Genomic DNA, 22,964 nt, shown 5'->3' with positions numbered 1-22,964 from the left:
AGAAAAGCCCCCCGGCGGCAACCTCGCCGCTCCGGATGAAACTATTCGCCGGCAGGCTCCAGAGCAAGGATTTGATCCATGCTGCGCGAGGGTTCGGCGCAGCCGGCATCCCCCACAATCCGCGCCGGTACGCCCGCCACCGTCTTGTTGTCGGGCACCGCGTGCAGCACGACCGAACCGGCGGCAACCCGAGAACAGCGACCAATCTCAATGTTGCCGAGGATTTTGGCGCCAGCGCCGATCAACACCCCGTGTTTGATTTTGGGGTGACGGTCGCCGCGCTCCTTGCCGGTGCCGCCCAAGGTCACGTCTTGCAGCATCGACACATTGTCGCCGATGGTCGCGGTGGCGCCGACGACAAGCCCCGTCGCGTGATCAAGGAAAATGCCCTTGCCGATCCGGGCCGCCGGATGAATGTCGGTCTGGAACACTTCGGATGAGCGGCTTTGCAGATAGAGCGCAAAATCCTGGCGTCCGGCGTTCCACAGGGCGTGCGCCAACCGATGCGTTTCAATGGCATGGAAGCCCTTGAAATAAAGCACAGGCTCGATTAGCCGCATGCAGGCGGGGTCGCGATCAACCACCGCCGCGATATCGGCGCGAAAGGCTTCCGGGATCGACGGATCGGCGGCGATCGCTTCGATATAAGCATGTTCGATCAGATCGCTTGGAAATACGCTGTGGCCAAGCCGCGCGGTGAGCCGGTGGACAATCGCTGCTTCCAGGGAGTCGTGGTTGAGGATCGCCGAAAACATAAAGCCGGCGATGTCGGGCTCCTTGCGGACGGCCTCCTCCGCTTCCCCACGCAGCCGCGCGAACACCGGGTCGGTGCGGGCAAGCGTCAGGACCTTTGCCGTCCCTGTCGCGGAAACCATGACATGCCTCCCAGCAAGCTTCGCCCTTGCGATCGCGTTCGTCAAAAACCCAATCGTCCGTCCTTAGCACGCACGGACCTTGATTGGCACGAACAAAGTCGCGAGCCATGTTTCGCAGGGCGTAGCAAATAGATAGGCAGCGGATATCAAGAAGATCAGGGGCGTTGTTCAAGAAAATAAAGTACGCTTTCTTTATAGACTTTGTCGCCAACTGCCCTGTTATGATCGCGGCCCGGAATATCCACAACTCGCGCCGCCCGGAACAAGGCGGCAAGCTTATGAGAATCACCCGCGACCTCGTCCTTGGTCCCAGCGGCAATCAGGACAGGGAGCGTGAGTTCCCCGATCTCCTTCTCGTTCATCATTTGACGGCCCCCGCGTACGCATGCGGCGAGCGCCTTGAGATCGCTTTTGGTCGCCTCGGCGAAGCCGCGGAACAGCCGCTGCATGGGATCTGTCAGTCCGTCGAGCGAAGGGGCTTCCATGGCTTCCAGGATATTCAAGGGAAGCGCGCCGCGATCCACCAGATGATAGCCAAGACCGCCGAGGATCAAGGACCGCAGGCGGTGGGCGTGCGCCTTGGCAAGAAAGGCGGCGATCCGGGCGCCCATCGAATAGCCCATCACATCGGCGGCCTCGATATGGAGATGATCGAGAAGTGCGCGGGCGTCTTCCGCCATTTTTTGCATGGTATAGTCGGCCGGATCGTACAGTTTTTCGCTGCGTCCATGCCCCCGATTGTCGAATGCGATGACCCGGCGCCCTGCCCCGGTCAAGGTTTTTACCCATTGCGGAAAGACCCAGTTCACCGCGTGCGACGAAGCGAAGCCATGAATGAGAAGGATCGGCTCCCCGCGATCGTCCAGTGCCGGGGGTTCGTCGATAAAGGCCAAGCGAACGCCCCGGTTCAAAAATTCGCGCATTTGAACTTACCTCCGCCCCTGTTTAGCTGAGGCATAAAGGGCGGCAACACTGGATTCTTCAGGGAAAAGGTAGATAATTCGATAAATCTCCTTTACCTTATTTCCGAATCTGTTCGAATTGAGCCTAATTTCCATGAACCGTTTTGAACGCCGCCCTCTTTCGGCGGGAGAAGCCGAAATCGAATATCTGGACGGCGAATTCCGGGTCTTGCGTCCTGGCAGCTTTGTCCGCTGCGCCGCCACCGGGGTCCCGATCAAGCTTGAGGATCTGCGCTACTGGAATGTCGATTTGCAGGAGCCCTATGCCAGTCCCGAGGCCAAGTTGCAAAGGCTCGGCATCAAGCCGAAGGCGACTTGATCCCCTCTTCCAGACAGCGGCGTTAACCCTCGGCGTCCGTCGCCGCGATCATCGCCTGGGCGAGATAGGGCTTGAGCGCGATGATGATGCGGTTTGAAGCGCCGCCGAGCGCTTCCGCCGTTTCGGCCGCCGCACGCGCCATCCCCCGCAATTCGGCATTGTCAAAGAACAGAAGCGCCAGCTGCTTTGCGAGCGTTTCCTCGTCGACCACCAAACCGCCGCCGCCCGTCTGATCGAGAGCTTTATAAATCTCCTCGAAATCCTCGACGTCCGGGCCATGCAGGACCGCGCAGCCAAGAGCCGCCGCTTCAACCGGGTTTTTGCCGCCGCCCCGGCACAAGGATTTGCCGGCGAAAATTACCCCCGCCGCACGGTAAAACAATCCCGCTTCGCCTCTCGTGTGAGCGATATAGATCTCCGGCAAAGGCGCGCTTTGGCGATCGCCGCCGCGCATCCCCACGGTAAGTTTCATTTTCACGGCGCTTTGCGCGATTTCGAAACCTCGCGCCGGGTGATGCGGGACGATCACGGTCAGAAGCTCGGGAAATTGCCGGACGAGCCGGCAATGCGCCGCCATGACAATCTCCTCCTCGCCGGGGAAGGTTCCATCGGCAACCCACAGCGGCCGTGTCCCGATCCGTGCGAGAAGCAGCGCCAAGGCAGACGGATCAGCGGGCGGTGGCGCAAAATCATATTTGAGATTGCCGGTCACCAGAACTTGGCGCATGCCGAGTTGGGCGAAACGCCCCGCGTCGATGTCTGATTGGGCAAGACACATATCGATGCGCTCCAAGAGCGATCGAGCCACGGCGGAAAACCTACGCCAAATCAGGAACGGCCGCGCCGGCAAGCTGGCATCGGCGAGTGCGAGAGGAATGCCGCGGCGGCGGCTTTCCAAAATCAGATTTGGCGGCCGCTCCTCCCCGGAAATCAGGACGATATCCGGCCGCCAATGATCGAGAAACCGGGCCACAAATTGCGGCACGTCGAGGGGCGCAAGTTGATGCAAGGAGAGTGGCAAGCGCGGCGCGAGGTAGGGGCCGGAGTCTCCATCGCCGGTCGTGATGACAACGGTAAAACCGAGCTGCCCAAGTTTTTCGACGAGAGGTGTCAGATAGGCCGCCGAAACAGCACTGGCCGCATGGAGGAGTGCCAGCGGTCCGCCAGGCCTATCTAGAGAAGCCCGGCCAAGTCTCTCGCGCCGCCTTGAAAAATCATCGCGGCCGAGCATACCCCGCCAGCACAGGTAAATGGGGCCAAAAAGGCCAAGGCCCGCGCTTGCCAGGCGATAGGCCGCGAGCAGCGGCGGCGTTCTCACGGGCGATCTGGATATTTCAATCGGCGGCACGCTCTCCCCAACGAACTCCGTTCAAAAGGCCAGGCGGCCAGTTTCTCCGTCAATGCTGGTCTTTCGAGGGATCGATCAGGCGATGCATATGCGTCACGAAATACCGCATATGCGCATTGTCGACGGTTGCCTGCGCCTTGGCTTTCCAGGCTTGCACAGCCGATGCATAGTCAGGGAAAAAACCGACGACATCGAGTTTGGACAAATCGCGAAATTCGGTGCCGTTCAAATCCTTGAGTTCGCCGCCGAAAACAAAATGGAGAAGTTGCTTGCCGTCCGTCATCCTTAGCTCCCCAGCCAAATAGTGTTGGCGGCGCAGCGGACAATTCTGCCCGGACACACTGCATCGGAAACCGCCGAAAAGTTTCCCCTCAATTGCCGCGGGCATTTTCCATGCGCCATCAGAATTCTCAACATCCCCTAACTCTCGCCAGAAAAGCTATTGTTTAGCAAGACGATTTATGTTGCGCGCCACGGCGTTGACTTCGGCATGAATCTGCGCCGGTGCCGCGGTTAGCAGGCCATGCCTTGTATCCTGGCGGTTATAAACGATCGCGCGGCCGTCGAGACCCGTCAAACGGCCTCCCGCTTCTTGAAGAATGAGATCGGCCGCCGCAATATCCCAGTCATGAGCGTTTTCCGAGGCAAAGCCAGCGTCGAGCGCACCGGAGGCGACCGCGGCAATTCGCAACGCAAGCGACGAAATCTTCGGTTGCAGATCGAAATGAAGACCCAATGCATGCAGTTGTTTGGCGAGAAACACCGGCGCTGCAACCCTCGACGATGCATCGATCGCGCGAAGTTTCGAGACTTCGATTATCCTGTCATTGAGGCGTGCCCCGGCACCCTTGACGGCGACATAGGTTTCCCCGAGCGCGGGCGCATGGACGATGCCGAACAGCGGACGTCCGTCTTCGACGAGCGCGACCGCGATGGACCAGGCCTTGCGGCCCGCCACAAAGCCGCGGGTGCCGTCGATGGGATCGACCACAAAAACCAAACTCTTCGAAAGGCGCGCGGGTGTATCCTCGGTCTCCTCGGAAAGCCAGCCAGCTTCCGGCAGCAGGGATTCCAGGCGCTGCTTTAAGAACCGGTCCACGGCGAAATCGGCTTCGGTGACCGGCGAGCCCCCGGGCTTGTGGGAAATTCCGGCGCTCGTCGCCGCGCCCGGACGAAAAAACGCCAGCGCCAGTTCGCCCGCCCCGCGCGCGGCCTCGACGGCGGCATCCGCCAATGTGTCCCGATTCGAGAGTGCAATCAAAATTCATCGCCGTAAGCGGAGGAAATGTCCTCTTCGCTTATCGCGCTGCGGCGCGGCAGACAAGCATTTCCCGCACTCTCCGCGCCGCCGTTCTTGGAATTGAGGGGAAGCCGAGGGCCGCTTAGGCGCTCTCTGCCTCGTTTTAGCTAGCATCCGGACTCATGCGGCCTTCCCTCTTTGCTGCCGGGCCTCGAACAAAAATAATGGCGCCGGCAGGCCGCACCGCGGGACAAGGTAAAAATTTTTCGCAGCGGCGGTCCGCTGACCGCGCGAGGATCACCTCGGCAGAAAATTCCCGCTTGAAGCACGGGTGCAACGCGCTCAAAGAGTCTCGACTCGGACCAATCGGCAGCTGGCGCGGTTCATGACGGGAGCGGCGGAATCCGCAGAACTTGGCCCGGGTAGATTTTGTCGGGGTCCGTCAGCAGCGGCTTGTTTGCTTCAAAGATCAAAGGATATTTGCCGCCATGCCCATGGCCATATTCGGATTCGGCGATCTTCCAGAGAGAATCACCCGGCTTCACGGTATAAAATTTGGATTCCGGGGCTTTGTCGGCGGAGGCGATATTGTTCTGCACCGTGCTGACCCCCACCGAATTGCCAATGGCGAGAGCGATTTTCTCCGCCTCTTCCGTCGAGGCGGCGGTGCCCGAAAGCACGACTTTGTCGCCATCGGTCTTGATGTCGACTTTGGAAACATCGAGACCGTGTTTCTCGGCCTCCTTCTTCAATTGATCGGGGGGAGCTGCGGCCGATTCGCTGCCGCCGAAAATCTTAGCGCCGACCGATTTGGCAAAGCTTAAAAGGCCCATGACTTCATCTCCCTTTTCGCGTCGTTGTTCGTGCAGTCCCTCATTTTCTCCGGCAAACGGCTCGCGGCGGAGCATCCAGAAAGCAGCAGGCGGGCGGCTGCCTGGACCACTTTTGATGACCTTAACAAGCCGCTCAAGAAATGCCATCGAATTCATTGGGGCCGCGGCCGCATCGGACTACAAACATAGGGATTGGCGGCGGAGAGCGGGACTATGAATATCGGAGCTGATAAATTGCCGCTCCCCGGTGCGGCTCTCGTCACGGGAGCGGCGAAAGGGATCGGGCTGCGCATCGCCGAGCGGCTCGCGCAAGCCGGTTATCCGGTTGTATTGCATTGCAGCAATGCCTCGCGAGGCGAGGCCGAGGCCGCTGCGGCACGCATAACCGCGCTCGGGCACACCGCGCGCGCATTGCCGTGCGATCTGCTTGGCCCTGACGGCCTGTGTTCCCTGGTCGAAAAAGCCAAAGCGATCTTTGGGCCGCTGGTTTTGCTCGTCAACAACGCCGCGATATTTGAACCAGATGATGCCACCTCGTTCGATCTCGACCTTTGGGAGAAGCATTTTTCGGTGAATTTAAAAGCGCCCCTCATTCTCTCGCGCGATTTCGCGAAGCAATGTCCGACGGGGAGCGAGGGGGCGATCATCAACATCATCGATCAGCGGGTGCTTCGGCCGACACCGCAATTTTTTACCTATAGTCTGAGCAAATCGGCGCTCTTTGCGGCGACACGGACGATGGCGCAAGCCTTCGCGCCGCAGGGCATAAGAGTGAACGCGGTCGGCCCCGGTCCTGTCTCGCCGAACCTCAACCAAGGGGAGGCGGGATTCGCGCGGGAAGTCAAGGGAGTGCCGCTGGCCCGCGCGATCGCGGGGGACGATGTCGCGGACGCGGTGCTCTATCTAGCCAATGCCCGCAATGTGACCGGCCAAATGATTGCCGTCGATGCCGGTCAGCATCTTGCCTGGCAAACCCCCGATGTCGTGCTTTAGATGAGGCCCGCGGCCAAGCAAAATCCAACAATCACCATGCTGACGGCGACGGTGAGTTGGACCGTCCGCAGCGTTATCTTCGAGATCAGGCGGGCACCAAAAAAGGCGCCGAGAAACGCCGCCAAAGCTGCTGCGACGACCGTGCCCATCACATCGGCGGGGAGCCGCTCTAAACTTTGACGAGCGAAGGCAAGACCGTACACCAGCAGACGCGTGACATCGACGATCACTGCCGAGACAACGCTCGTTGCAATGAAAGCTTCCTTTGTCATTCCCGCTTTGATGAGGAAGGCCGCGCGCAAGGCCCCCTGATTGCCGGAGAGACCGCCGAAAAATCCTGAGAGCAAGCCGCCCAGAATGAGAAACCGGGGCGGAAACTTGAGTTCGGAAAATTTTGGGCTGAGTTCGAGCAGCGCAAAGAGGACGATCAGCGATCCGATCACCGCGCCAAGCGCCGTGATCTCATGTGTCCGGCCGCCCAAATCATAAGCCGCGAGCACAGGGAGATTTGCAAAAACCTTCAAAAGGGCCGCCCCGGCGCCAGCGGCGATCGCGGCTGGAAGGCTAAATTTCAGCGCGACGCGCCAATCCGCATTGCGGCCCAAAAGCACCAATTTGAAAAGATTGTTGGCAAGATGCACGACTGCTGTTGCCGCAATGGCGACTGGCACTGGAAAGAAGAGCGCGAAGGCCGGCATGAGAACTGTTCCAAGCCCAAAGCCGGAAAACAGCGTCAGGCCGGATACGATCAGCGCGACGGCGCTAATGACAAGATAGTCCATCAAACCTCCTCCATGCCCAGGTCTCTTCCGGATTTGTCAATCGGCGCTGGGCAGACGGCGGATGGTGAATTCGATGCAATCGTCCGGCAGTTCGCGCCAGGATTCGATTTCTGTCATATACGCGGCCTTCGGAAATTTTAGAAAATAATCGCGCGCCTTGTCCCGCGCCGCGCTGCGCGGAAGCGTATAGGTCTCGCGCCGCCAAGCGCTTTCGCGCGGCTCTTTTTGCCCGCGCTTGGCGAGACGGCGCGCGATCCCCGCAGGTGTCTTTTGTTGACCGCTCACGATGCAATTCCGCAGACGGGCAACGAGCGCCCGATTGGCGCATGATGGCATTTTATAACCATGGCGCGCTGCCGTGCCGCCACTATCCCGCCCGCCGTGGCACTTCGTCAAGCAAGCGCGTCAGACTGGCGGGATCGGTTGGAAAGCCCGCCTCGATCCAGCGCGCTTGCAGACCTCTCAATGCCTCGCCAATCGCCCGCCCCTCCGTGATGCCAAGGGCGATCACATCGGCGCCCGAGAACGGTAGCCGGGGCTCGGTGGCCTCAAAAAGAAAATTTCGCGCCAGCACCCAGCCGCCGCCATTTCCTGGGCGGGCATCGGCCTCGGCCAAGAGGACCGCATCGACAGCCGCTTGGCGCCCATGCCGGAAAAGCAAAGCTTGTAAGTCATGGAAGCCTGGCGGTTCGTCGCGGCCATGAAGCCCGATCAGGGCGCGCGCGGCGGCTTCGAGCCGCTCAGCTTCCGTGTTGGATAGCCGCAACCGGTCACGCAGGCGCAGGGCATCCTCGGGCAAAGCAAGGCAAAGCGCGGCAAGCCGCAGGAGCGGATTTTCCGCCGGACCTGCACCTTCGCCAATGGCGATCAGGCGCCGCAGGCGTGCCGGATTCGGCGCCGAGGCGAGAAGCGGATGCAGCAACCCATCGCCACAGATTTCGCTGCATACTTCGACGGCCTTGCGGGCGCAAAACAGCTTCAACAGTTCGGCCCGGATTCTTTCGCGCGAGAGCTGGCCGAGGCCCTCTCTTTGCCGGATGGCCGCCAAGCGCCCTGCGCGATCAAGCAAACCTTCGCCGAAATCGGCCGAGAAGCGAAAGAAGCGCAGGATGCGCAGATAGTCTTCCTTAATCCGTTGTTCGGGTTCGCCAATGAACCGGACTTTCCGCGCCACGATATCAGCAAGGCCGCCGGTGTAATCGAAAAGCCGTCCGCCCGGCGCCAAGGACAGTGCGTTCATGGTAAAATCCCGGCGTAGGGCATCGATCCGGAAATCACGGCCAAAGCGGACCTCCGCGTGACGGCCATCGGTTTCGATGTCCTCGCGCAGAGTTGTGACTTCAAATGTTTCCTGTCCCGCCAGCACGGTGACAGTGCCATGCTGAATGCCGGTTGGAATCGCGCGAAGGCCGGCGGCTTTTGTCCGGGTGATGACCGCCTCCGGAAAAAGCGTGGTCGCAAGATCGATTTCATGCGGAGGTCGGCCGAAAAGCGCATCGCGCAAGGCACCCCCGACTATGCGGGTTTCCTCGCCCTCAAGTTGCAGAGCGCTAAATACGCTGAGCAAGGCTTCATCACAGAATAAGGCGGTGAGCGCATCGGGTGCCGCGATGCCCTGCTCGCCGGTAGATCTCATTGCAGCCGCCCCGGCACAATCCGCCCGTTTTCGATATGGGCCGGGATATAGGCGCCCTCATGGCGCGGCGCGAAAATGCCGAAGGCGAGCATGCCGGTGACCGCGATCGCAAGACCCGTCAAGGTGAGTGTCGAGACCGCGCTTTTGCTCCAGTGCTCGACCGTAAACGGATATTTTTGCCGGAGGACGAGGTAAACCGCGTAGGCCGCGAAAGGGGAGGCAAACAGCAGCAAGGGATCGAGGATGGCGCGCCACATCAGTCATAAAGCCTTTCGTAGAGATTGCGCAAAATGTCGGCAGTCACGCCCCAAATATTCCGCGCCCCATAAGGCATCGCATGGAAATGCCGCATTTTCCCTTCGATCTCCTTGTGATGCAAAGCGTGATTGGCAGCATTCATGAGAAAAGCGAAAGGCACCTCGAAGGCCTCGTCCACCTCCTCCGGGTTGATCTTAAGGGCAAGAGGCGCGGCAACCTTGGCCACCACCGGAACAATATAAAAGCCCGTCCGGGTCGCATAGGGTTCGAGATATCCAAGCGGCTCGACGCGACGCGGGTCGAGACCGATCTCTTCCTGCGCCTCCCGCAGAGCGGCTGCGGCCGGATCTTTATCACGCGCCTCGATCTTGCCGCCTGGAAAGGCGATCTGCCCTGAGTGATCCCGCAGCCCCGCCGTCCGCTGGGTGAGAATGAGCCTCACTTCTTCAGGATAGGCGGCGAGCCCAATGAGAACCGCAGCAGGCCGCAGACGCCCAGGAACATGAGGAACTGGCCGCGTGTCATGCCCATTGCCAGCTGGTGCCAGGGTGAGGCGCGCCCGAACATGGGCAAAGACGGTCGCCGGAGCAAAACGCCAATCCGCAGATGCGTTTGATGTCATGCGCTCCTTTCCGAGCCTCCGGCTGCCAACGCTTCCACCTCTGCCTCGGCCGCTATCGGGAAAAAAACGCCCGCCGAAACCACGCCGAAACAGGCAGCGCCCGCATGCTCCCTTGTCTCGCAAAGCCCGGCGAGTTCGAGAGACATGGTGCGGGTGGCGAGCGCCCACAGACCGCCCCGCACATGGATATAGGGCTTGATCCCGCCATGCGCCGATTTTTCGAATCTTATTGGATGCTCGGTTCCGGCTTCGACCCAATCCCCCACATTAGTTGCAAATCGCAACACTCGCGGTTGCACGACACTCATTTCGACGGCGAGGAAAGGCGCGTCCTCGACATCTATGCCGACTTTCTCGACGGGCGTGACGAGAACATAGCCGTCAGGGTCTTTGCGCAAGATGGTCGAGAAGAGCCGCACGAGCGCGGGCCGGGCAATCGGTGTTCCGTTGTAAAACCACGTGCCGTCACGGGAGATCCGCATATCAATGGCACCGCAAAATGGCGGATGCCATTGCTCCACCGGCGGCAACGCTTGCCGCGCTTTTCCCGCGTCCAGTCCCGCATTCTTGATTAAGCTATCGATCATAAGGAACAATCTACGTTCCGCGAAATCAGTCAAGCGCCACGATGAGGCCCGGGCGCTGCTACTGATTGCCAGCCGGGTAGCTGTAAGGCAACGCATTGAAGCCGGGCGGGATCTTGTTTTCGATGCCTTGCCGCCGGTCCTCGGTGGTTATCCCCAAAGCCACGCAACCCTGTCCGCCGTAATGAGGAAAGCGATCCACAATGTCCTCGCTGATACGCGCATAGCCGGGTAGCAACGGCGGTTCGAGCCCAAGCAGCCGTTTGGGATCAAAGGCGGACAGAAGATCATCCGAGACGGGCGAATTGATGTCGCGCGGCCCAAGATAATTCTGAACGAAGCCATTGGGTCCGTTGAACGCGGCGGCGCGGCCAGCGGCGAGCGCCTCCGCCTCGTCGGGCAGACTGGCGAGCGCGGGAAGCCCGAACAGCGCATTGATCGTCTCGATCACGGCATTGTGGTCGCCCTCGGCGTGGGAGACGGCGTGCACGCGCGCATAAGGGGAAATCACGATAAGCGGAATCCGTATCCCGCGCGCAAGCGGAAGATGGTCCGGTCCGTAGGACAGAATGCGCGGCGGTACATGATCGTAAAAACCATCCGATTCATCATAGGTAATGATGATGGCGCTGTGTTTCCAAATGTCGGGATTGGCTGCGATCGCATTGATGATCCGCGCGTTCAAGGCTTCGCTGATCTGGTGATCGCTATAGCCGCCATGATCGTCATCGCCGCGAATTTTGGCGATCGCAGCCGCCTTGTCGGCTGGCGTGCCCGGAAGCACATAGGGCTTTTGCTTGAAGATGTTGTCCCGTCCGCCACGGATATAAAAGACGCCGCCCTCCAGCGGCATCGCGCCAGCCGCCATATCGGTGAAGAAATCACCGAGACCGCGGAAATTGCTCCGGAGCGCCGGATTGTTCGCGAGATAGCCGAAATATTGGGGCGCCTCGTGGTGGCTGATGTAGCTGTCGTGCGACGCCGTGGCATCAGCATCCGTCGCCTCGTGATCGTAACCTTCCTCATACCAGCGCCAGGCAACAGGATCTTTGTCGAGCGAAGCGATAAAATCGATGTCCCGCTGAATATCGGGCTCATCATAGTCCTTATTCAGATCCTGGCTCATCGCGGCCCTCACGTCACGTCCGAGAAACGTCAGGGGCAGCGAAGCGAAGGTGAGATTCGAGGCAATGAAATTATCGGCATCGCGTTCTTTCGCTTCGACAGGCTGCCGGTTCGTCTCAGTGACATCGAAGTTTGAGCCATAAAAGGGCTGAAAATCCTTTACGACAGGCGGAGCGTGGGTCGTTCCAGAATGGGTACCGACGCTGAAATCGCGGCCGTTGATTCCGTGCTTCACCCATTGCGTCTCACCGGCCTGACCGGCAATCAAGGCAAGCGCATTTGGTGTCGATGGCGCATTCTCGGTCGCAAAGATGTTGTCGAACAGAACAAACCGGCTGGCGTATTGCCATAGGAACGGTACGGTATCGCAATCGACATGCGACATGACGAGACGCGCGAATTGGGTGCCCTGGGCATCGTTCGGGGGGTTGGCCTCGATGGCTAAGCGCTTATATTCGTCGAACGCGAATCGATCCATCGCGGCGGTGTTGTCGGAAACGTTTATCTTCCGCGCCATGCCCTTATGGCTATGATTGACGCTGTCTATCACATTGGCGTTTTGATCGAGACCAATCAGAAATGGTTCAACGCTCACCGCCTCGCCGCTCCGGACATTTTGATATGTCTGAATGAAGCCTGGCGTATCCTTAGGCGCACGCGGGTGCTGGCCGTCCGAGTAAATTCCGTTGGCACCCGGAAATGTCCCGAAATAATGATCGAAGGATTCATTTTCGTTAAAGATTACGAAAACATATTTGATCGCCCCGCGAAGGCGTTCGATCATTTGTTCCCTTGAGAGCGCCGGCTCATCGCTCCTTGTCCAGTCGCGGTAAAATGGCGCCACGTCTGGTGCGGGGTCTGGCTGCAAAGTAACAAGGGACACGTCCGGTTGTTGCGCCCTGCCCTGCGCCGGAAGGCACAGTTGCATCAAAGCCGCCGTCGCCAAGGCACCGCCCGAGCGAAGCAAAAATCGATTCATTTGGCCCCCAATCCCTGCGTTCGGCAAACGCCGCCTTTTTTGCCGATGCTCGAATGACATACAAGCGGCATCGTCGCGGGGGGCAAGACTCTGGGCGCCTCTCCAAATCGGTTGGAGACGGGACTGAGAATGTTTGACCCGCGCGGGCCTCATGCCCGCGCGGCACCGCTAAAATTCTAGATCCAGCCCTTGATTTCGCGCGCGACATGATCGTGGATCAGCATCATGCCAAGTTCGCTATCGTTCAAGCAAGGAATCACGGCGTAATTCGCGCCGCCATTTTTAACAAAAATCTCGCGGTTTTCGATTCCGAGTTCGAAGAGCGTTTCGAGACAGTCGGCGGCAAAGCCGGGCGCGACGACAACCAAGCTCTTGAGACCACCTCGGGCCAGCTCCTTCACCTTGTCCACCGTATAAGGCTGCAGCCATTGGCGCGCGCCAAAGCGCGATTGAAAGCTCACCGGACAGCGGTCTTCGCCGAGCCCGAGTTCTTGCCGGAGCAACTGCCACGTCACAAGGCATTGGTCGTAATAGGGATCGCCCTTGGCGATCATCGCCTTCGGCAGACTGTGGAACGAAACCAGGATCGTGTCGGGGACGAAACCAAGACGCGAAACGCCGCTGCGAATCGATGTCGCCAAAATGTCGATATAGGTCTGGTCATCGAAATAGGGTGGAGCGATATGAACCGCCGGCTGCCAGCGCATCGCTTTTAAGGCCGCGAAAACTTCGTCATGAACACTTGCCGTCGTAGCGGCGGCGTATTGCGGATACAGCGGCACGACCAAAATCCTGGAGCACCCGTGCTCCTTTAAGGTCGTAATGCCCTCCGCGATGCTCGGCTTGCGGTAGCGCATCGCCCACGCGATGAAAAACCGGTCACGCGCCACATGGTGGCTTTTCGAATCAAGGCCGCCGGCACCGATCCAAGCCGCGAGTTTTTCTGCCTGCGACCGCGTAATGGCCTTCAGCGGTCCTTCATTGGTCTCCTTGTTCCAGATCGCCGCATATTGCTTGGCGATCCGGCCGGGCCGGAAGATCAAGACGAAAAACTGCAGAATCGGCCACCAGAACAATCGCGGGAGTTCAATGACCCGACGGTCGGTCAGAAACTCCTTCAGAAATGTCCGGACAGACCAGTAGCGAGGGGCATCCGGCGTTCCAAGGTTGACTAGCAGAATGCCAATCTTTCCTGGCGCGATCTGTGGTTCATTATTTGCGAGTATGGCTGCCATTTATCGATACGTCCGCCTTTTGAGGTCATCGTTCGCGGCATTCGTCTTACGGCATTTACGCGAAGGATCCGCAACACCGCGCTTGATGTTTTCACATAGTGTTTCTTTCATGACGGTGCCGCGCGTTATGACCGCACGCCGCGCCCGAGAGGCGCACCCGCTCAGCAGCGAATCGGGGTGGAAAACGCGATGGGCTCAGAGTGACTGTTTGTCGCGCAAGCGGATGATGACGTCGATGCCGGCGATCGACTTACCAGGCGGGGGCTGTGGCAGCCCTTTATAATCGACGTCGACTCGAGGGATATCGATTAAAACATTCGTGCCTTCGACATGAAAATGATGGTGGTCCGAAACATTGGTGTCGAAATAAGTTCTCGATCCGTCGATGGCGATCTCCCGCAACAAACCTGCTTGGGTGAATTGATTGAGGCTGTTATAAATAGTCGCAAGCGAGATCGAAACGCGCGACGCCTGCGCCTCCTCCTGCAGATTTTCAGCGGTCAGATGACGGTCCCCTTTGGCGAACAACAGCCAGCCGAGGGCAATTCGCTGCCGTGTTGGCCGCAGCCCCGCGGCGCAGAGTTTGCTGCGCACGTCGTGAAAGGGACACCCTGTCAACAGCCCAACCGGCGCGGCCGCGCGGCGCGGTTTCGAGACATTCGGGGAAGTCCTATGGGCAGCCATGAATTAGCACCCTTTCCGGCTTGTCCGGCGGCATAGCTGAAGGCCAATTTGGAAAATATAGAGAACTGGCGCCCGCCGGGCAACCTTTGAACGTCATTTTGCTTCGCGAGACCAAACCACCGCATTTATCCCTGTGCCTGCGGCGAGCACGGCCGGCTTGTGTGAGCGGCTGCAGCATGGCGGCCGCTCGGCCCTTAAAGGGTGCTGTCCTCGCTGCCCGGATAACTGCACCGCCATCGGACGACTTGCCGGCCTGGATGGGTGCCCGACCATTCGGCGATGACCGGCGGGGCTTGCGTCATGCATTGCATGAGCGAGCCTTCGTCCATCAACGAAAGCCGGCGCTCCTCGCAGGACGCAGGCTGAGACATGGTGCAAACCGTCAGAATCAATTCGACGAAACCCATCTCCGGCCCCTTCGACCAAGAGGAAGTCCAAAGCATGCAAATTTAAGGCAAAATGGGTTAACCCGCCCGCTTGGAGATCGTTAGCTTTTTTTATAGTCGATATAGGCGAAACGCTGATCGGCGGGCGTGCCTTCGAGGCCGCCGCCTTCCTTGGCGGGCTGCCAGAGCACCACATCTTCGATTTTCTTTGCCAGCGAGAAATCCTTGTCGGTAATTCCCTTGGCGGCATGGTTTTGCAGCCGGACCTCAACCCACGCGTAGGAGGCGGTCAGATCGGGATGATGCCAAGCCGCCTCGGCAAGGTGACCGACCGTGTTGATCACCATCAAGGTGCTCTTCCAGCTCGCGGTTTTGTAGGTGCGGCGAATCCATCCCCCTTCATAAGTCCAGCGCGGCAATTCTTGTTGAAGCCGGGCCAATATCTCGGGTTCGCTATAGGTTCTTTCCTTGGCGGCGTCGCTCATCGTGACTCCCATCTGCTGCGATGCTTCCCGCTGGCTTGCCATGTGTTGGCTTGGCCATCGGAGTTTCGTCTGGAAAACAATTCTAATACGAAATGCGGCATGATACGAAATGGGCGGGTTTGGGCCGCCACCAAATATGAATGATGAGCCAGAAACGGAGGAGATATGCCGGGATCACGGCCGGCTTGCCGGCGCAGCTTCCACCGATGGGAAAAGGCGGCATGGAGTGCGATGACGCTGTTAGGGGTGCTTGGGGGCCTTCCGGCGGGCCTGGCGCAGCCGCGCGGCGGCAATTCCAACCCGGATTGGCCGTGCCGGCAGATTCTCGTCGGCCGGCTGTCGGCCACCACCATGTGGTCCGGCCCTTCGATTGAAGGCGTCGCCTGGCGAAGCGATCCCGCGGTGGCTAATCTTGTCGCGAAGATCGCGGCACGGCGCACGCCGCTCGAGGAGGCAGGGCGCGCGATCGACGCCTTTGCCGCGTCAGAAGGCGCCGGAAAGCAGAAAAAGCTGCTCGCCGTTTTCGCCGGCCTGTTCGAGACCCTCGATGGGGAACGCACGCAAGTGATCGACGGGCTGTTGCGCTTCGGGGCGAAGCAAAAGGAACTTGCCGGCAAAATACGCGCCGAGAACGCTTTGCCGAAAGATGCGCCGGACCCACAGCCGCTGGAGTCGGTGGGGCAAGACAAGAGGACCGTCGCGCAGAACTTGCAATGGGACTTGCGGGTTTTCGATGAACGGCGGCAGGCGCTCACCTATGTCTGCGAGTCTCCGACGCTGATCGAGCAGCGATTGTTCGCGCTCGCCAAGATCATTCAACGGAACTGGGATTGAGAAAAGCCACCCAGAACGGCAGTGCGGGCTATTGCGTCAGGGGTGCATTGTTCTCATCGAGCAGCGGCACGCCATAGACCGCCAGAATATGAGTAATCGCGTCCTGATTCTCGGCAATGAGCTTGTTCAAGAGGCGTTTCCATTCCTGATCGGAATGACGGACCCCCATGCCGATCCGGTAGATGAGATGCGATCCAGACGTTTCCTTGACCAGCGGCATGACCTTCATCGGTGTCTTGGCATGCTTGGCGAGGTACCCCGCGATCGGCCCCCAAAGAATGGCAATGTCGATACGGTCCGCGTCCAGATCGTCGATCATCGCCGACGTGGGCGCGTCAAATCTTGTATCGACCACGAGCGGATAGGATTTGATGTTGCCCAAAAGCCCGTTGACCGCGAGATTGGTTGCCGGGGGTGTGCCGGCGACGATGCCAATCCGCTTGCCTTGCAACAGCGGGCTTTCCAGGCTGTCCACGGATTCAAGACCGCTTCCCTGTTTCGAGACCAGCGCGTAGGTTGTCCGGTAATAAGGGTTTGTCCCTTGAACGATGTCGTCTCCCTGCGGCATTCCCATGATGACGTCGCACTTATGTGCGTTCAACGTGTTGCGCACAAAGCCGGTGGCCCCAGGATAAAACTCATAAGAGAGAGTTTTGCCCAGCTTTTGGGCGAGGAACTCGGCAAGCTTGTTCTCGAATCCCTCGCCAGACTGGTTAGAGAAGGGCAAATCGCGGGGGTCAGCGCAGACACGCAGAACCTTTGGATCGATAAGCTCGATCGAACCTTCATCCGGGGTTTGCGCCGTGACGCTGGCCGCGATCAAAACGACCGGCAAAATGAGGAGGAGTTGAAGAGCAGCCCGCCAAGCTCGCATGCGTTTTACGGCTAATTCTACTCGCCGAGACATGCCTTCTCCGCTTCGGATGCCTGCGGTGGTTTCTCGTCATGAGCCGGAGGCCTGCCGCGAGGGACCGCTTCATTCGATCTCGAGCGGAGATAAACATAAATATCGTCGATATAGCACATGACGTTTTTATTATCGCCGAGCGCCGGCATCACCTTGTTTTCACCGCCGCCGAGATTTTGCCGGCCGCCAACGACAATCCCGTAAAATTCGGGGTAGTTGATCGTTTTCAGCGAATTCTTGAGGGCCGGCGCATAAGTTGAACCTTCGCCATCGGGGCCGTGGCAGACCGAGCATTCGGATGTGTAGCGGCGGTAACCAGAATAGCTGTACCAGTCCACAGTTCCATCCGGCTTGACGTTGAAGGTGGGATCCCCCTTCCCATCAACATATTTGCCTTTGTCGTCTTGCTTGACCGACTTGGGGTCGCCAGGAGCCTCGGCCATCGCCGTGGTTCCGCAGGCGACGAGAAAGGCAAGTGACAAGGCCCGCACGAGAAGAGTGGTTTGCACGAAACTATCCTTGTTCAAGTAATGAATACACGGAACAAAACGCCCGGCGCAAAACGCCGGGCGTTTCCCTTGATGACCTGCCGGAGATTAGTACCCCGACGGTAGAGCGAACACGGTCAGTTGGCCGCCGAGCGCCGTATAGTTGGAGAGCGCCGCATAGCCGCCCACCGCGCCAAGGCCTTCGGTTCCCTTCGTCAAGCCGGCCGCAAGACCGATGCCGGCCCAGCCGCCGACGCCGGAGAGCACCGCCACATATTGCTTGCCGCCGTTCTGATAGGTGATGACGTTCCCGATAATCCCGGACGGCGTCTTGAACTTGAAAAGCTCGTCCCCGGTCCGGGCATCGACAGCTTTCAGATAGCCTTCAAGCGTGCCGTAGAAGACCAAATTGCCGGCGGTCGCAAGAGCGCCAGACCAAACCGAGAACAGCTCTTTTTTCTGCCATACGATTTTACCGGTCTTGGCATCCCAGGCAGTGAAATTGCCCATATGGGAATCGCCCTTGGGCGGATACATGGACAAGGTCGCGCCGACATAAGGCTGCCCCGCCGTATAGCTGACATGGAAGGGTTCATAATCCATGCACACGTGATTGGCGGGAATGTAGAAGAGATTGGTCACCGGCGAATAAGCGGCCGGCTGTTCATCCTTCGATCCGAGAGCCGCCGGGCAAATGCCCTGCGAATTCACGTCCTCGCCATTGGCCTCGGTCGAAAATTCCTTGACGACCAGCGGACGTCCATAGGTCGGGGAACTTTTATCAAGATCGACCTTGGTCGCCCAATTGACCGCCGCATCGTATTTTTCCGCGACGATCGGCTCGCCGGTTTCACGATCGATCGTGTAGCCGAAGCCGTTCCGGTCGAAATGGACGAGAACCTTGCGCATCTCCTGATTGGCCAGGATCATCTCGTTGATCGCATCATAATCCCACTGATCATGCGGCGTCAGCTGATAGACCCATTTGGCGACACCGCTATCCGCGTCGCGCGCCCACACAGTCATCGACCAGCGATTGTCGCCCGGCCGCTGCTTGGGGTTCCACGTCGAGGGATTGCCAGAACCATAATAGACGAGGTTCAGCTGCGGGTCGAAGGAGATCCAGCCCCAGGTGGCGCCGCCGCCAATCTTCCACTGGTCACCCTTCCAGGTGTTGATGCCGGAATCCACTCCGACGGGCTTGCCTAGGCTGGTCGTGTGTTCCGGATCGATCAGAGTGTCGGCATCCGGTCCCATCGAATAGCCGCGCCAAGCCCGCTTGCCGGTCTTGATGTCATAAGCCGTGACAGATCCGCGAACGCCAAATTCGCCGCCTGAAATGCCGACGAGAACTTTGTCCTTCACGACTTGCGGCGCCGACGTGCCCGTCTCGCCTCTGGAAGGATCGCCGTTCTTCACCGACCACACGACAGCACCGGTTTGCGCGTTCAGCGCGACCAGCGTCGTATCGGCCTGATGCAGGAAGATCTTGCCTTCGCCATAAGCAACGCCACGATTGACGGTGTCACAGCACATGACCGGAATGACATTCGGATCCTGTTTTGGCTCATATTTCCAAAGAATCCTGCCGTCGTGATTTAAGTCGAGGGCATAGACAATGTTGGGGAATGGCGTGCTGAAATACATCACACTGCCAATCACCAAGGGGCCGCCTTCGTGACCGCGCAAAACACCCGTCGAAAAACTCCATACGGGAACCAGCCGCTTCACATTGTCGGTGTTGATCTGGTCGAGTTGCGAGAAGCGGTGATTGGCGTAGTCACCCGTGGGCAGCGCCCACTGCTTGGGATCTTTCGAAAGTTGGATCAGTTCATCATTGGAGAAGGCAGCACCATTGGCGAGAACCGCCGCGGCACCGATACAGGACATTAGCAGGAACTTGCGCATTCATTTCCTCCGGACACTCTAGCGCGCGGCGCCTGAACGCTCGCTCTCGCGGCGCCGGCGCCTTGTCGTTGCATCTCTCTCCGGCAGCGTATCAGGACACCGGGAAGACAGTCGATTCCACAACAACCCAGTTTTCACATAAGGCAAGGCCTGGAAAAAGCCGGTGCCCTGTCTGCAGGCGAGCGGAACCCCTCCGCCGATGCCATGGAGCCAGAAAACTCCGGCATGTGTATATATTGAGCGTCAGGCCGTTACAATAGTCATTCCACGCTAACCGATCGCCTGCGGCGGGGATTTTTATCCTCATTTCGTCACTTGCAGCGCTGCCGCAGCGCAATGCCACGCCGGAGCCCGGAAGGGCCCTTATGTCCGCGGGATGACCCAAGGCTTGCGTCGAAAGCGGGGCTAACGGAACCCCGGTTCCGGTAAGATGACGGACATTGTCTGGCTCGTGTGGCACATCGTGCGGGGAGAGGTGGGGGATCAAATAGAGGATGGCGTCCAAATCGCATAAGACGGCGCTGGCTTCGACTTGATGAAATGCCGCGCCGCCGCCAAACCCTCGGCCGCGGCGATTTTCACTCGGTCGCGCAATGCCGACGCCCCGGGCGCTGCCGGGGCGATGCCAAATTTTCGCAACATCCTGTTCATCTGGTAAACGCGTTTTTCGCGGAGGCCCGAACGCAGTTCATAGTTCACACTCAGCGCCACCGAAATATTATCGTGGTTGCGCACCCAATGCGGCGCAAAAACCGGAATGTGAACGCCCTGCCCCGCACGAAGGTCGTAGGCAACCGCGTCGGGAAGGCGGCTTTCCTGATAAAGAATGCTGTTCATGTCGCCGCCATAATAGGCTTCGCGCTGTTCATGAGAGGCGAGCGTCCGGTCCGTCTGGTCATAGACCCAAAGCGATTTATCCCCGACGGCTTGCACAAGGAAGTTGCACTCCGCATCCATGTGATAGGAGGTGATCCGGTTCGGCGAGCTGATCAAAATCAGCACCTCGCCGACCAGCACATCTTTCCGTATTTGCTCGCCGGAAAATTCGACGACCTTCGAAAGAAATTGCTGAAGGACCGGGGCATAGACAGGATCCTGCTCGACATGTTTGAGGACGACGAGCGAATTATTTTGACCAATATTTGCGATTGTGTCGATGAGCGTCAGTTTGCTCTCTCCGTTCGCACCCCACGTATCCGTCACTTTGACGTTGCCATTCGACCAATAGGTCTCTTGGTGGTAAGGTCGCCGCGCAAGTTCGATCAGACTTGGCAGCTGGAACAGCGCGTGATCCTTGAGCCCATGCTGAAAGGCAAATGTGTGCCGGTTGGTATTGCGCGTGAAAAGCCCGTCCGGATCGCTCAGGATCGGCAACACCTGCCCCAGGTTCTCGGCGCTGGACAACATTTGCATATCAACAGGTGTCGGCATAACCTGAACCTCTAGCATGGACGTGCAAATCATCCGGGCGATGCCCGCACGCTAACCATGCTTCAACTTTCCGGTCAAGCAAATGGACCGGTCCGGCGATGGCCGGCGGGGACACCTAATGGACGGTGCTCCCGACTGGCGAACCGTGGTGCAGCTTGTACCTTACGGGCGCCCGCGGCTCCGCCGACGTTTCATCGAACAGCTCCGCCAATTTTTCCGTCATGGCGCCGCCAAGTTCCTCGGCGTCGACGATCGTCACCGCGCGGCGGTAGTAACGCGTCACGTCATGGCCGATGCCGATCGCAATCAGTTCGACGGGAGAGCGTGTTTCGATCTCCTCGATCATGAAGCGCAAATGCTTTTCAAGATAATTGCCGGGATTGACCGAAAGTGTCGAATCATCGACCGGCGCGCCATCGGAAATCATCATCAAGATGCGGCGCTGCTCTGGCCGCGCGAGAAGCCGCCGGTGCGCCCAATCGAGCGCCTCGCCGTCGATATTTTCCTTGAGCAGACCCTCGCGCATCATGAGCCCGAGATGTTTGCGCGACCGCCGCCAAGGCGCGTCCGCCGATTTATAAATGATGTGGCGAAGGTCGTTGAGGCGGCCGGGCGATGCTGGCCTGTTCGCCTGCAGCCACCCTTCCCGCGATTGACCGCCCTTCCATGCGCGCGTCGTGAAACCGAGGATTTCGACCTTGACGCCGCAGCGCTCCAAGGTGCGGGCCAAAATATCGGCGCAGGTGGCGGCGACCGTGATCGGGCGGCCGCGCATTGATCCCGAGTTGTCGATGAGCAAGGTCACGACCGTATCGCGGAACGCCATATCCTTCTCGCGCTTGAACGAGAGCGGCTGGCGCGGATCGGCGATCACCCGCGGCAGCCGGGCGGGATCGAGGATGCCTTCCTCGAGGTCGAACTCCCAGGACCGGTTCTGCTGCGCCAGCAGACGCCTTTGCAGCCGGTTGGCTAGCCGCGCGACGATCGAGGAGAGATTGTTCAATTGCTTGTCGAGGTAGGAGCGAAGCCGGTCGAGTTCCTCGGCATCGCAAAGATCCTGCGCCGCGACAACCTCGTCATATTTGCTGGTGAAAGCCTTGTAATCGGAGGCACGCGGTTCCGCGCGCGCCTGCGGCAACGGCGGCCGTGGATCGCCGGGCTCATCGGAAGAGCCAAGCTCGGCCTCCTCCTCGAATTCGCCGGCCGGCGCGTCGGCGGCATCGATCTCGCTTTCTTCCATCCCTTCCGAAGAAGCCTCGGCGGTTTCGCTCCGGCTGGCATCGCCTGTATGATCCTCGGCGCCGTCCGCCGCTTCATCGTCGGCGGCCCCGTCGGGTTCGCCATCGGCGTCCTCCTCGTCTTCCAGGGTGCTGTCAAGGCTGCCCTCATCGACCATTTCGAGCGCGGTCAAGACTTTATGGAAGGCGATCGCGAAGGCCCGCTGATCCTCGATTTGAAAGGACAGCCGGTCGAGTTCAGCCGCCGCACGCTCCTCGATCCAAGGCCGCCAAAGTTCGACAATCTTTTCCGCGTTTTTGGGAGGCCTCAGCCCAGTCAGGCGCTCACGCACGATCATCGCGAGCGCGTCCTCGAGCGGCGCGTCGCTGCGCGCCGTAATGTCCGCATAGCGGGCGCGTTGAAACCGGTCATCGAGCATGGCATCGAGATTGCCCGCGACACCCTGCATCCGCCGCGATCCGATCGCCTCGACGCGCGCTTGTTCGACCGCATCGAAAACCGCCCGCGCGGCGGTGGCTTGGGGAGTCAGCCGCCGGTGCATATCCATGTTGTGACAGGTGAGCCGGAGCGCCATGGAATCGGCGTGACCGCGCAAAATCGCCGCTTCCCGCGCGTCGAGCTTGCGCGAGGGTTCCGGCAACCGCGCCTTGGCGCTGTCCCCCGTCGAGACCAGACTCGGCCGCTCGGCCGCGAAAGCCACCTCGATCTGCGGCATTTTTGCCATGGCGCGCATGCACGAGGCGACCGCCCGCTTAAACGGCTCTCGCGGCGCTTCCATCTTTCCATGCGGCTTCTGGTTGGAACTCATTCC

The 22,964-nt window shown here is 59.5% G+C and carries 25 protein-coding genes; 3 read left to right on the top strand and 22 right to left on the bottom strand.

Annotated elements, in window-relative coordinates; translation table 11 throughout:
• Positions 1–41 precede the first annotated feature (41 nt).
• Positions 42–875: a serine O-acetyltransferase gene (gene cysE / locus QEV83_RS19080; RefSeq protein ID WP_280129219.1), complete on the bottom strand. Its 834-nt coding sequence runs from the start codon at positions 873–875 to the stop codon at positions 42–44.
• Positions 876–1,030: 155 nt separating this feature from the next.
• Positions 1,031–1,798, bottom strand: a complete 768-nt coding sequence (locus tag QEV83_RS19075; protein ID WP_280129218.1) for an alpha/beta hydrolase — start codon at positions 1,796–1,798, stop codon at positions 1,031–1,033.
• A gap of 133 nt (positions 1,799–1,931) precedes the next feature.
• On the opposite strand from QEV83_RS19075, the gene QEV83_RS19070 reads away from it, so the two are divergent.
• Positions 1,932–2,156, top strand: a complete 225-nt coding sequence (locus QEV83_RS19070) for a DUF2093 domain-containing protein (RefSeq protein ID WP_280129217.1) — start codon at positions 1,932–1,934, stop codon at positions 2,154–2,156.
• Positions 2,157–2,178: 22 nt separating this feature from the next.
• Here QEV83_RS19070 and QEV83_RS19065 read toward each other — a convergent pair whose 3' ends face one another.
• The 4 genes from QEV83_RS19065 to lysM all read right to left on the bottom strand — a co-directional run bounded on the left by QEV83_RS19065 (position 2,179) and on the right by lysM (position 5,733).
• Positions 2,179–3,474 (bottom strand): glycosyltransferase N-terminal domain-containing protein, encoded by a 1,296-nt coding sequence (locus tag QEV83_RS19065; RefSeq protein WP_280129216.1) that lies wholly within the window; start codon positions 3,472–3,474, stop codon positions 2,179–2,181.
• Positions 3,475–3,553: 79 nt separating this feature from the next.
• Complete coding sequence (locus QEV83_RS19060) at positions 3,554–3,787, bottom strand: DUF4170 domain-containing protein (protein WP_280129215.1); 234 nt, start codon at positions 3,785–3,787, stop codon at positions 3,554–3,556.
• Positions 3,788–3,943: 156 nt separating this feature from the next.
• Positions 3,944–4,765 carry a 3'(2'),5'-bisphosphate nucleotidase CysQ gene (locus QEV83_RS19055; RefSeq protein WP_280129214.1) on the bottom strand — a complete coding sequence of 274 codons (822 nt, stop codon included), beginning with the start codon at positions 4,763–4,765 and terminating at the stop codon, positions 3,944–3,946.
• A gap of 362 nt (positions 4,766–5,127) precedes the next feature.
• A complete protein-coding gene (gene lysM / locus QEV83_RS19050; protein WP_348273243.1) occupies positions 5,128–5,733 on the bottom strand; it encodes a peptidoglycan-binding protein LysM in 606 nt (201 codons plus the stop codon).
• Between the two features lie 57 nt (positions 5,734–5,790).
• On the opposite strand from lysM, the gene QEV83_RS19045 reads away from it, so the two are divergent.
• The gene (locus QEV83_RS19045; protein WP_280129213.1) at positions 5,791–6,570 is read left to right on the top strand and encodes an SDR family oxidoreductase; all 780 of its coding nucleotides are present in this window, start codon (positions 5,791–5,793) and stop codon (positions 6,568–6,570) included.
• Here QEV83_RS19045 and QEV83_RS19040 read toward each other — a convergent pair.
• From QEV83_RS19040 to QEV83_RS18990, 11 genes are all read right to left on the bottom strand, one after another.
• Complete coding sequence (locus tag QEV83_RS19040; RefSeq protein WP_280129212.1) at positions 6,567–7,352, bottom strand: TSUP family transporter; 786 nt, start codon at positions 7,350–7,352, stop codon at positions 6,567–6,569. The two genes, QEV83_RS19045 and QEV83_RS19040, sit on opposite strands and share 4 nt — an antisense overlap.
• A gap of 36 nt (positions 7,353–7,388) precedes the next feature.
• Complete coding sequence (locus QEV83_RS19035) at positions 7,389–7,637, bottom strand: hypothetical protein (RefSeq protein ID WP_280129211.1); 249 nt, start codon at positions 7,635–7,637, stop codon at positions 7,389–7,391.
• An 82-nt stretch (positions 7,638–7,719) separates the two neighbouring features.
• A complete protein-coding gene (locus QEV83_RS19030; protein ID WP_280129210.1) occupies positions 7,720–8,988 on the bottom strand; it encodes a CCA tRNA nucleotidyltransferase in 1,269 nt (422 codons plus the stop codon).
• Entirely contained in the window at positions 8,985–9,245 is a 261-nt protein-coding gene (locus tag QEV83_RS19025; RefSeq protein WP_280129209.1) for a DUF6111 family protein, read from the bottom strand. The genes QEV83_RS19030 and QEV83_RS19025 overlap by 4 nt, the downstream gene beginning before the upstream one ends.
• A complete protein-coding gene (locus tag QEV83_RS19020) occupies positions 9,245–9,868 on the bottom strand; it encodes a CoA pyrophosphatase (protein ID WP_280129208.1) in 624 nt (207 codons plus the stop codon). The genes QEV83_RS19025 and QEV83_RS19020 overlap by 1 nt, the downstream gene beginning before the upstream one ends.
• Entirely contained in the window at positions 9,865–10,455 is a 591-nt protein-coding gene (locus QEV83_RS19015; RefSeq protein WP_280129207.1) for a DUF1285 domain-containing protein, read from the bottom strand. Before QEV83_RS19015 ends, QEV83_RS19020 begins: the two co-directional genes overlap by 4 nt.
• A 58-nt stretch (positions 10,456–10,513) precedes the next feature.
• On the bottom strand, positions 10,514–12,556 hold the full coding sequence (locus QEV83_RS19010; RefSeq protein ID WP_280129206.1) for an alkaline phosphatase family protein: 2,043 nt from the start codon (positions 12,554–12,556) through the stop codon (positions 10,514–10,516).
• A gap of 176 nt (positions 12,557–12,732) precedes the next feature.
• Entirely contained in the window at positions 12,733–13,791 is a 1,059-nt protein-coding gene (gene hemH, locus QEV83_RS19005; RefSeq protein WP_280129205.1) for a ferrochelatase, read from the bottom strand.
• A 195-nt stretch (positions 13,792–13,986) separates the two neighbouring features.
• Positions 13,987–14,475 carry an iron response transcriptional regulator IrrA gene (gene irrA / locus QEV83_RS19000; protein WP_280129204.1) on the bottom strand — a complete coding sequence of 163 codons (489 nt, stop codon included), beginning with the start codon at positions 14,473–14,475 and terminating at the stop codon, positions 13,987–13,989.
• 194 nt (positions 14,476–14,669) lie between these two features.
• On the bottom strand, positions 14,670–14,882 hold the full coding sequence (locus QEV83_RS18995) for a hypothetical protein (protein WP_280129203.1): 213 nt from the start codon (positions 14,880–14,882) through the stop codon (positions 14,670–14,672).
• Between the two features lie 80 nt (positions 14,883–14,962).
• A complete protein-coding gene (locus tag QEV83_RS18990) occupies positions 14,963–15,346 on the bottom strand; it encodes a 4a-hydroxytetrahydrobiopterin dehydratase (protein ID WP_280129202.1) in 384 nt (127 codons plus the stop codon).
• 231 nt (positions 15,347–15,577) lie between these two features.
• Here QEV83_RS18990 and QEV83_RS18985 point away from each other — a divergent pair, with 231 nt between their 5' ends.
• Positions 15,578–16,180 carry a hypothetical protein gene (locus tag QEV83_RS18985; protein ID WP_280129201.1) on the top strand — a complete coding sequence of 201 codons (603 nt, stop codon included), beginning with the start codon at positions 15,578–15,580 and terminating at the stop codon, positions 16,178–16,180.
• 28 nt (positions 16,181–16,208) lie between these two features.
• Here QEV83_RS18985 and QEV83_RS18980 read toward each other — a convergent pair whose 3' ends face one another.
• The 5 genes from QEV83_RS18980 to cobT form a co-directional block, all read right to left on the bottom strand.
• Entirely contained in the window at positions 16,209–17,087 is an 879-nt protein-coding gene (locus QEV83_RS18980) for a substrate-binding domain-containing protein (protein ID WP_280129200.1), read from the bottom strand.
• Positions 17,072–17,530, bottom strand: a complete 459-nt coding sequence (locus QEV83_RS18975; RefSeq protein WP_280131147.1) for a c-type cytochrome, methanol metabolism-related — start codon at positions 17,528–17,530, stop codon at positions 17,072–17,074. The genes QEV83_RS18980 and QEV83_RS18975 overlap by 16 nt, the downstream gene beginning before the upstream one ends.
• 153 nt (positions 17,531–17,683) lie before the next feature.
• Complete coding sequence (gene xoxF5, locus QEV83_RS18970) at positions 17,684–19,483, bottom strand: lanthanide-dependent methanol dehydrogenase XoxF5 (RefSeq protein ID WP_280129199.1); 1,800 nt, start codon at positions 19,481–19,483, stop codon at positions 17,684–17,686.
• Positions 19,484–19,966: 483 nt separating this feature from the next.
• On the bottom strand, positions 19,967–20,914 hold the full coding sequence (locus tag QEV83_RS18965; protein WP_280129198.1) for a hypothetical protein: 948 nt from the start codon (positions 20,912–20,914) through the stop codon (positions 19,967–19,969).
• Between the two features lie 115 nt (positions 20,915–21,029).
• Positions 21,030–22,961, bottom strand: coding sequence for a cobaltochelatase subunit CobT (cobT, locus tag QEV83_RS18960; protein WP_280129197.1), 1,932 nt, complete (start codon positions 22,959–22,961; stop codon positions 21,030–21,032).
• Between the last annotated feature and the right edge of the window lie 3 nt (positions 22,962–22,964).

Source organism: Methylocapsa sp. D3K7, from assembly GCF_029855125.1.
In the GTDB taxonomy this organism is placed as follows: Bacteria; Pseudomonadota; Alphaproteobacteria; order Rhizobiales; family Beijerinckiaceae; genus Methylocapsa.
The sequence above is the reverse complement of the archived record's forward strand: the minus strand, read 5'-3'. Positions and strand labels throughout refer to the sequence as shown.

What these genes read in the sequence shown, in the direction of transcription:
- cysE (WP_280129219.1), bottom strand. Translation starts at nt 875, where the DNA reads ATGGTTTCCGCGACAGGGACGGCAAAGGTCCTGACGCTTGCCCGCACC.
- QEV83_RS19075 (WP_280129218.1), bottom strand. Translation starts at nt 1,798, where the DNA reads ATGCGCGAATTTTTGAACCGGGGCGTTCGCTTGGCCTTTATCGACGAA.
- QEV83_RS19070 (WP_280129217.1), top strand. Translation starts at nt 1,932, where the DNA reads ATGAACCGTTTTGAACGCCGCCCTCTTTCGGCGGGAGAAGCCGAAATC.
- QEV83_RS19060 (WP_280129215.1), bottom strand. Translation starts at nt 3,787, where the DNA reads ATGACGGACGGCAAGCAACTTCTCCATTTTGTTTTCGGCGGCGAACTC.
- lysM (WP_348273243.1), bottom strand. Translation starts at nt 5,733, where the DNA reads ATGAATTCGATGGCATTTCTTGAGCGGCTTGTTAAGGTCATCAAAAGT.
- QEV83_RS19045 (WP_280129213.1), top strand. Translation starts at nt 5,791, where the DNA reads ATGAATATCGGAGCTGATAAATTGCCGCTCCCCGGTGCGGCTCTCGTC.
- QEV83_RS19040 (WP_280129212.1), bottom strand. Translation starts at nt 7,352, where the DNA reads ATGGACTATCTTGTCATTAGCGCCGTCGCGCTGATCGTATCCGGCCTG.
- QEV83_RS19030 (WP_280129210.1), bottom strand. Translation starts at nt 8,988, where the DNA reads ATGAGATCTACCGGCGAGCAGGGCATCGCGGCACCCGATGCGCTCACC.
- QEV83_RS19025 (WP_280129209.1), bottom strand. Translation starts at nt 9,245, where the DNA reads ATGTGGCGCGCCATCCTCGATCCCTTGCTGCTGTTTGCCTCCCCTTTC.
- QEV83_RS19020 (WP_280129208.1), bottom strand. Translation starts at nt 9,868, where the DNA reads ATGACATCAAACGCATCTGCGGATTGGCGTTTTGCTCCGGCGACCGTC.
- QEV83_RS19015 (WP_280129207.1), bottom strand. Translation starts at nt 10,455, where the DNA reads ATGATCGATAGCTTAATCAAGAATGCGGGACTGGACGCGGGAAAAGCG.
- QEV83_RS19010 (WP_280129206.1), bottom strand. Translation starts at nt 12,556, where the DNA reads ATGAATCGATTTTTGCTTCGCTCGGGCGGTGCCTTGGCGACGGCGGCT.
- hemH (WP_280129205.1), bottom strand. Translation starts at nt 13,791, where the DNA reads ATGGCAGCCATACTCGCAAATAATGAACCACAGATCGCGCCAGGAAAG.
- irrA (WP_280129204.1), bottom strand. Translation starts at nt 14,475, where the DNA reads ATGGCTGCCCATAGGACTTCCCCGAATGTCTCGAAACCGCGCCGCGCG.
- QEV83_RS18995 (WP_280129203.1), bottom strand. Translation starts at nt 14,882, where the DNA reads ATGGGTTTCGTCGAATTGATTCTGACGGTTTGCACCATGTCTCAGCCT.
- QEV83_RS18990 (WP_280129202.1), bottom strand. Translation starts at nt 15,346, where the DNA reads ATGAGCGACGCCGCCAAGGAAAGAACCTATAGCGAACCCGAGATATTG.
- QEV83_RS18985 (WP_280129201.1), top strand. Translation starts at nt 15,578, where the DNA reads ATGACGCTGTTAGGGGTGCTTGGGGGCCTTCCGGCGGGCCTGGCGCAG.
- QEV83_RS18980 (WP_280129200.1), bottom strand. Translation starts at nt 17,087, where the DNA reads ATGTCTCGGCGAGTAGAATTAGCCGTAAAACGCATGCGAGCTTGGCGG.
- QEV83_RS18975 (WP_280131147.1), bottom strand. Translation starts at nt 17,530, where the DNA reads ATGGCCGAGGCTCCTGGCGACCCCAAGTCGGTCAAGCAAGACGACAAA.
- xoxF5 (WP_280129199.1), bottom strand. Translation starts at nt 19,483, where the DNA reads ATGCGCAAGTTCCTGCTAATGTCCTGTATCGGTGCCGCGGCGGTTCTC.
- QEV83_RS18965 (WP_280129198.1), bottom strand. Translation starts at nt 20,914, where the DNA reads ATGCCGACACCTGTTGATATGCAAATGTTGTCCAGCGCCGAGAACCTG.
- cobT (WP_280129197.1), bottom strand. Translation starts at nt 22,961, where the DNA reads ATGAGTTCCAACCAGAAGCCGCATGGAAAGATGGAAGCGCCGCGAGAG.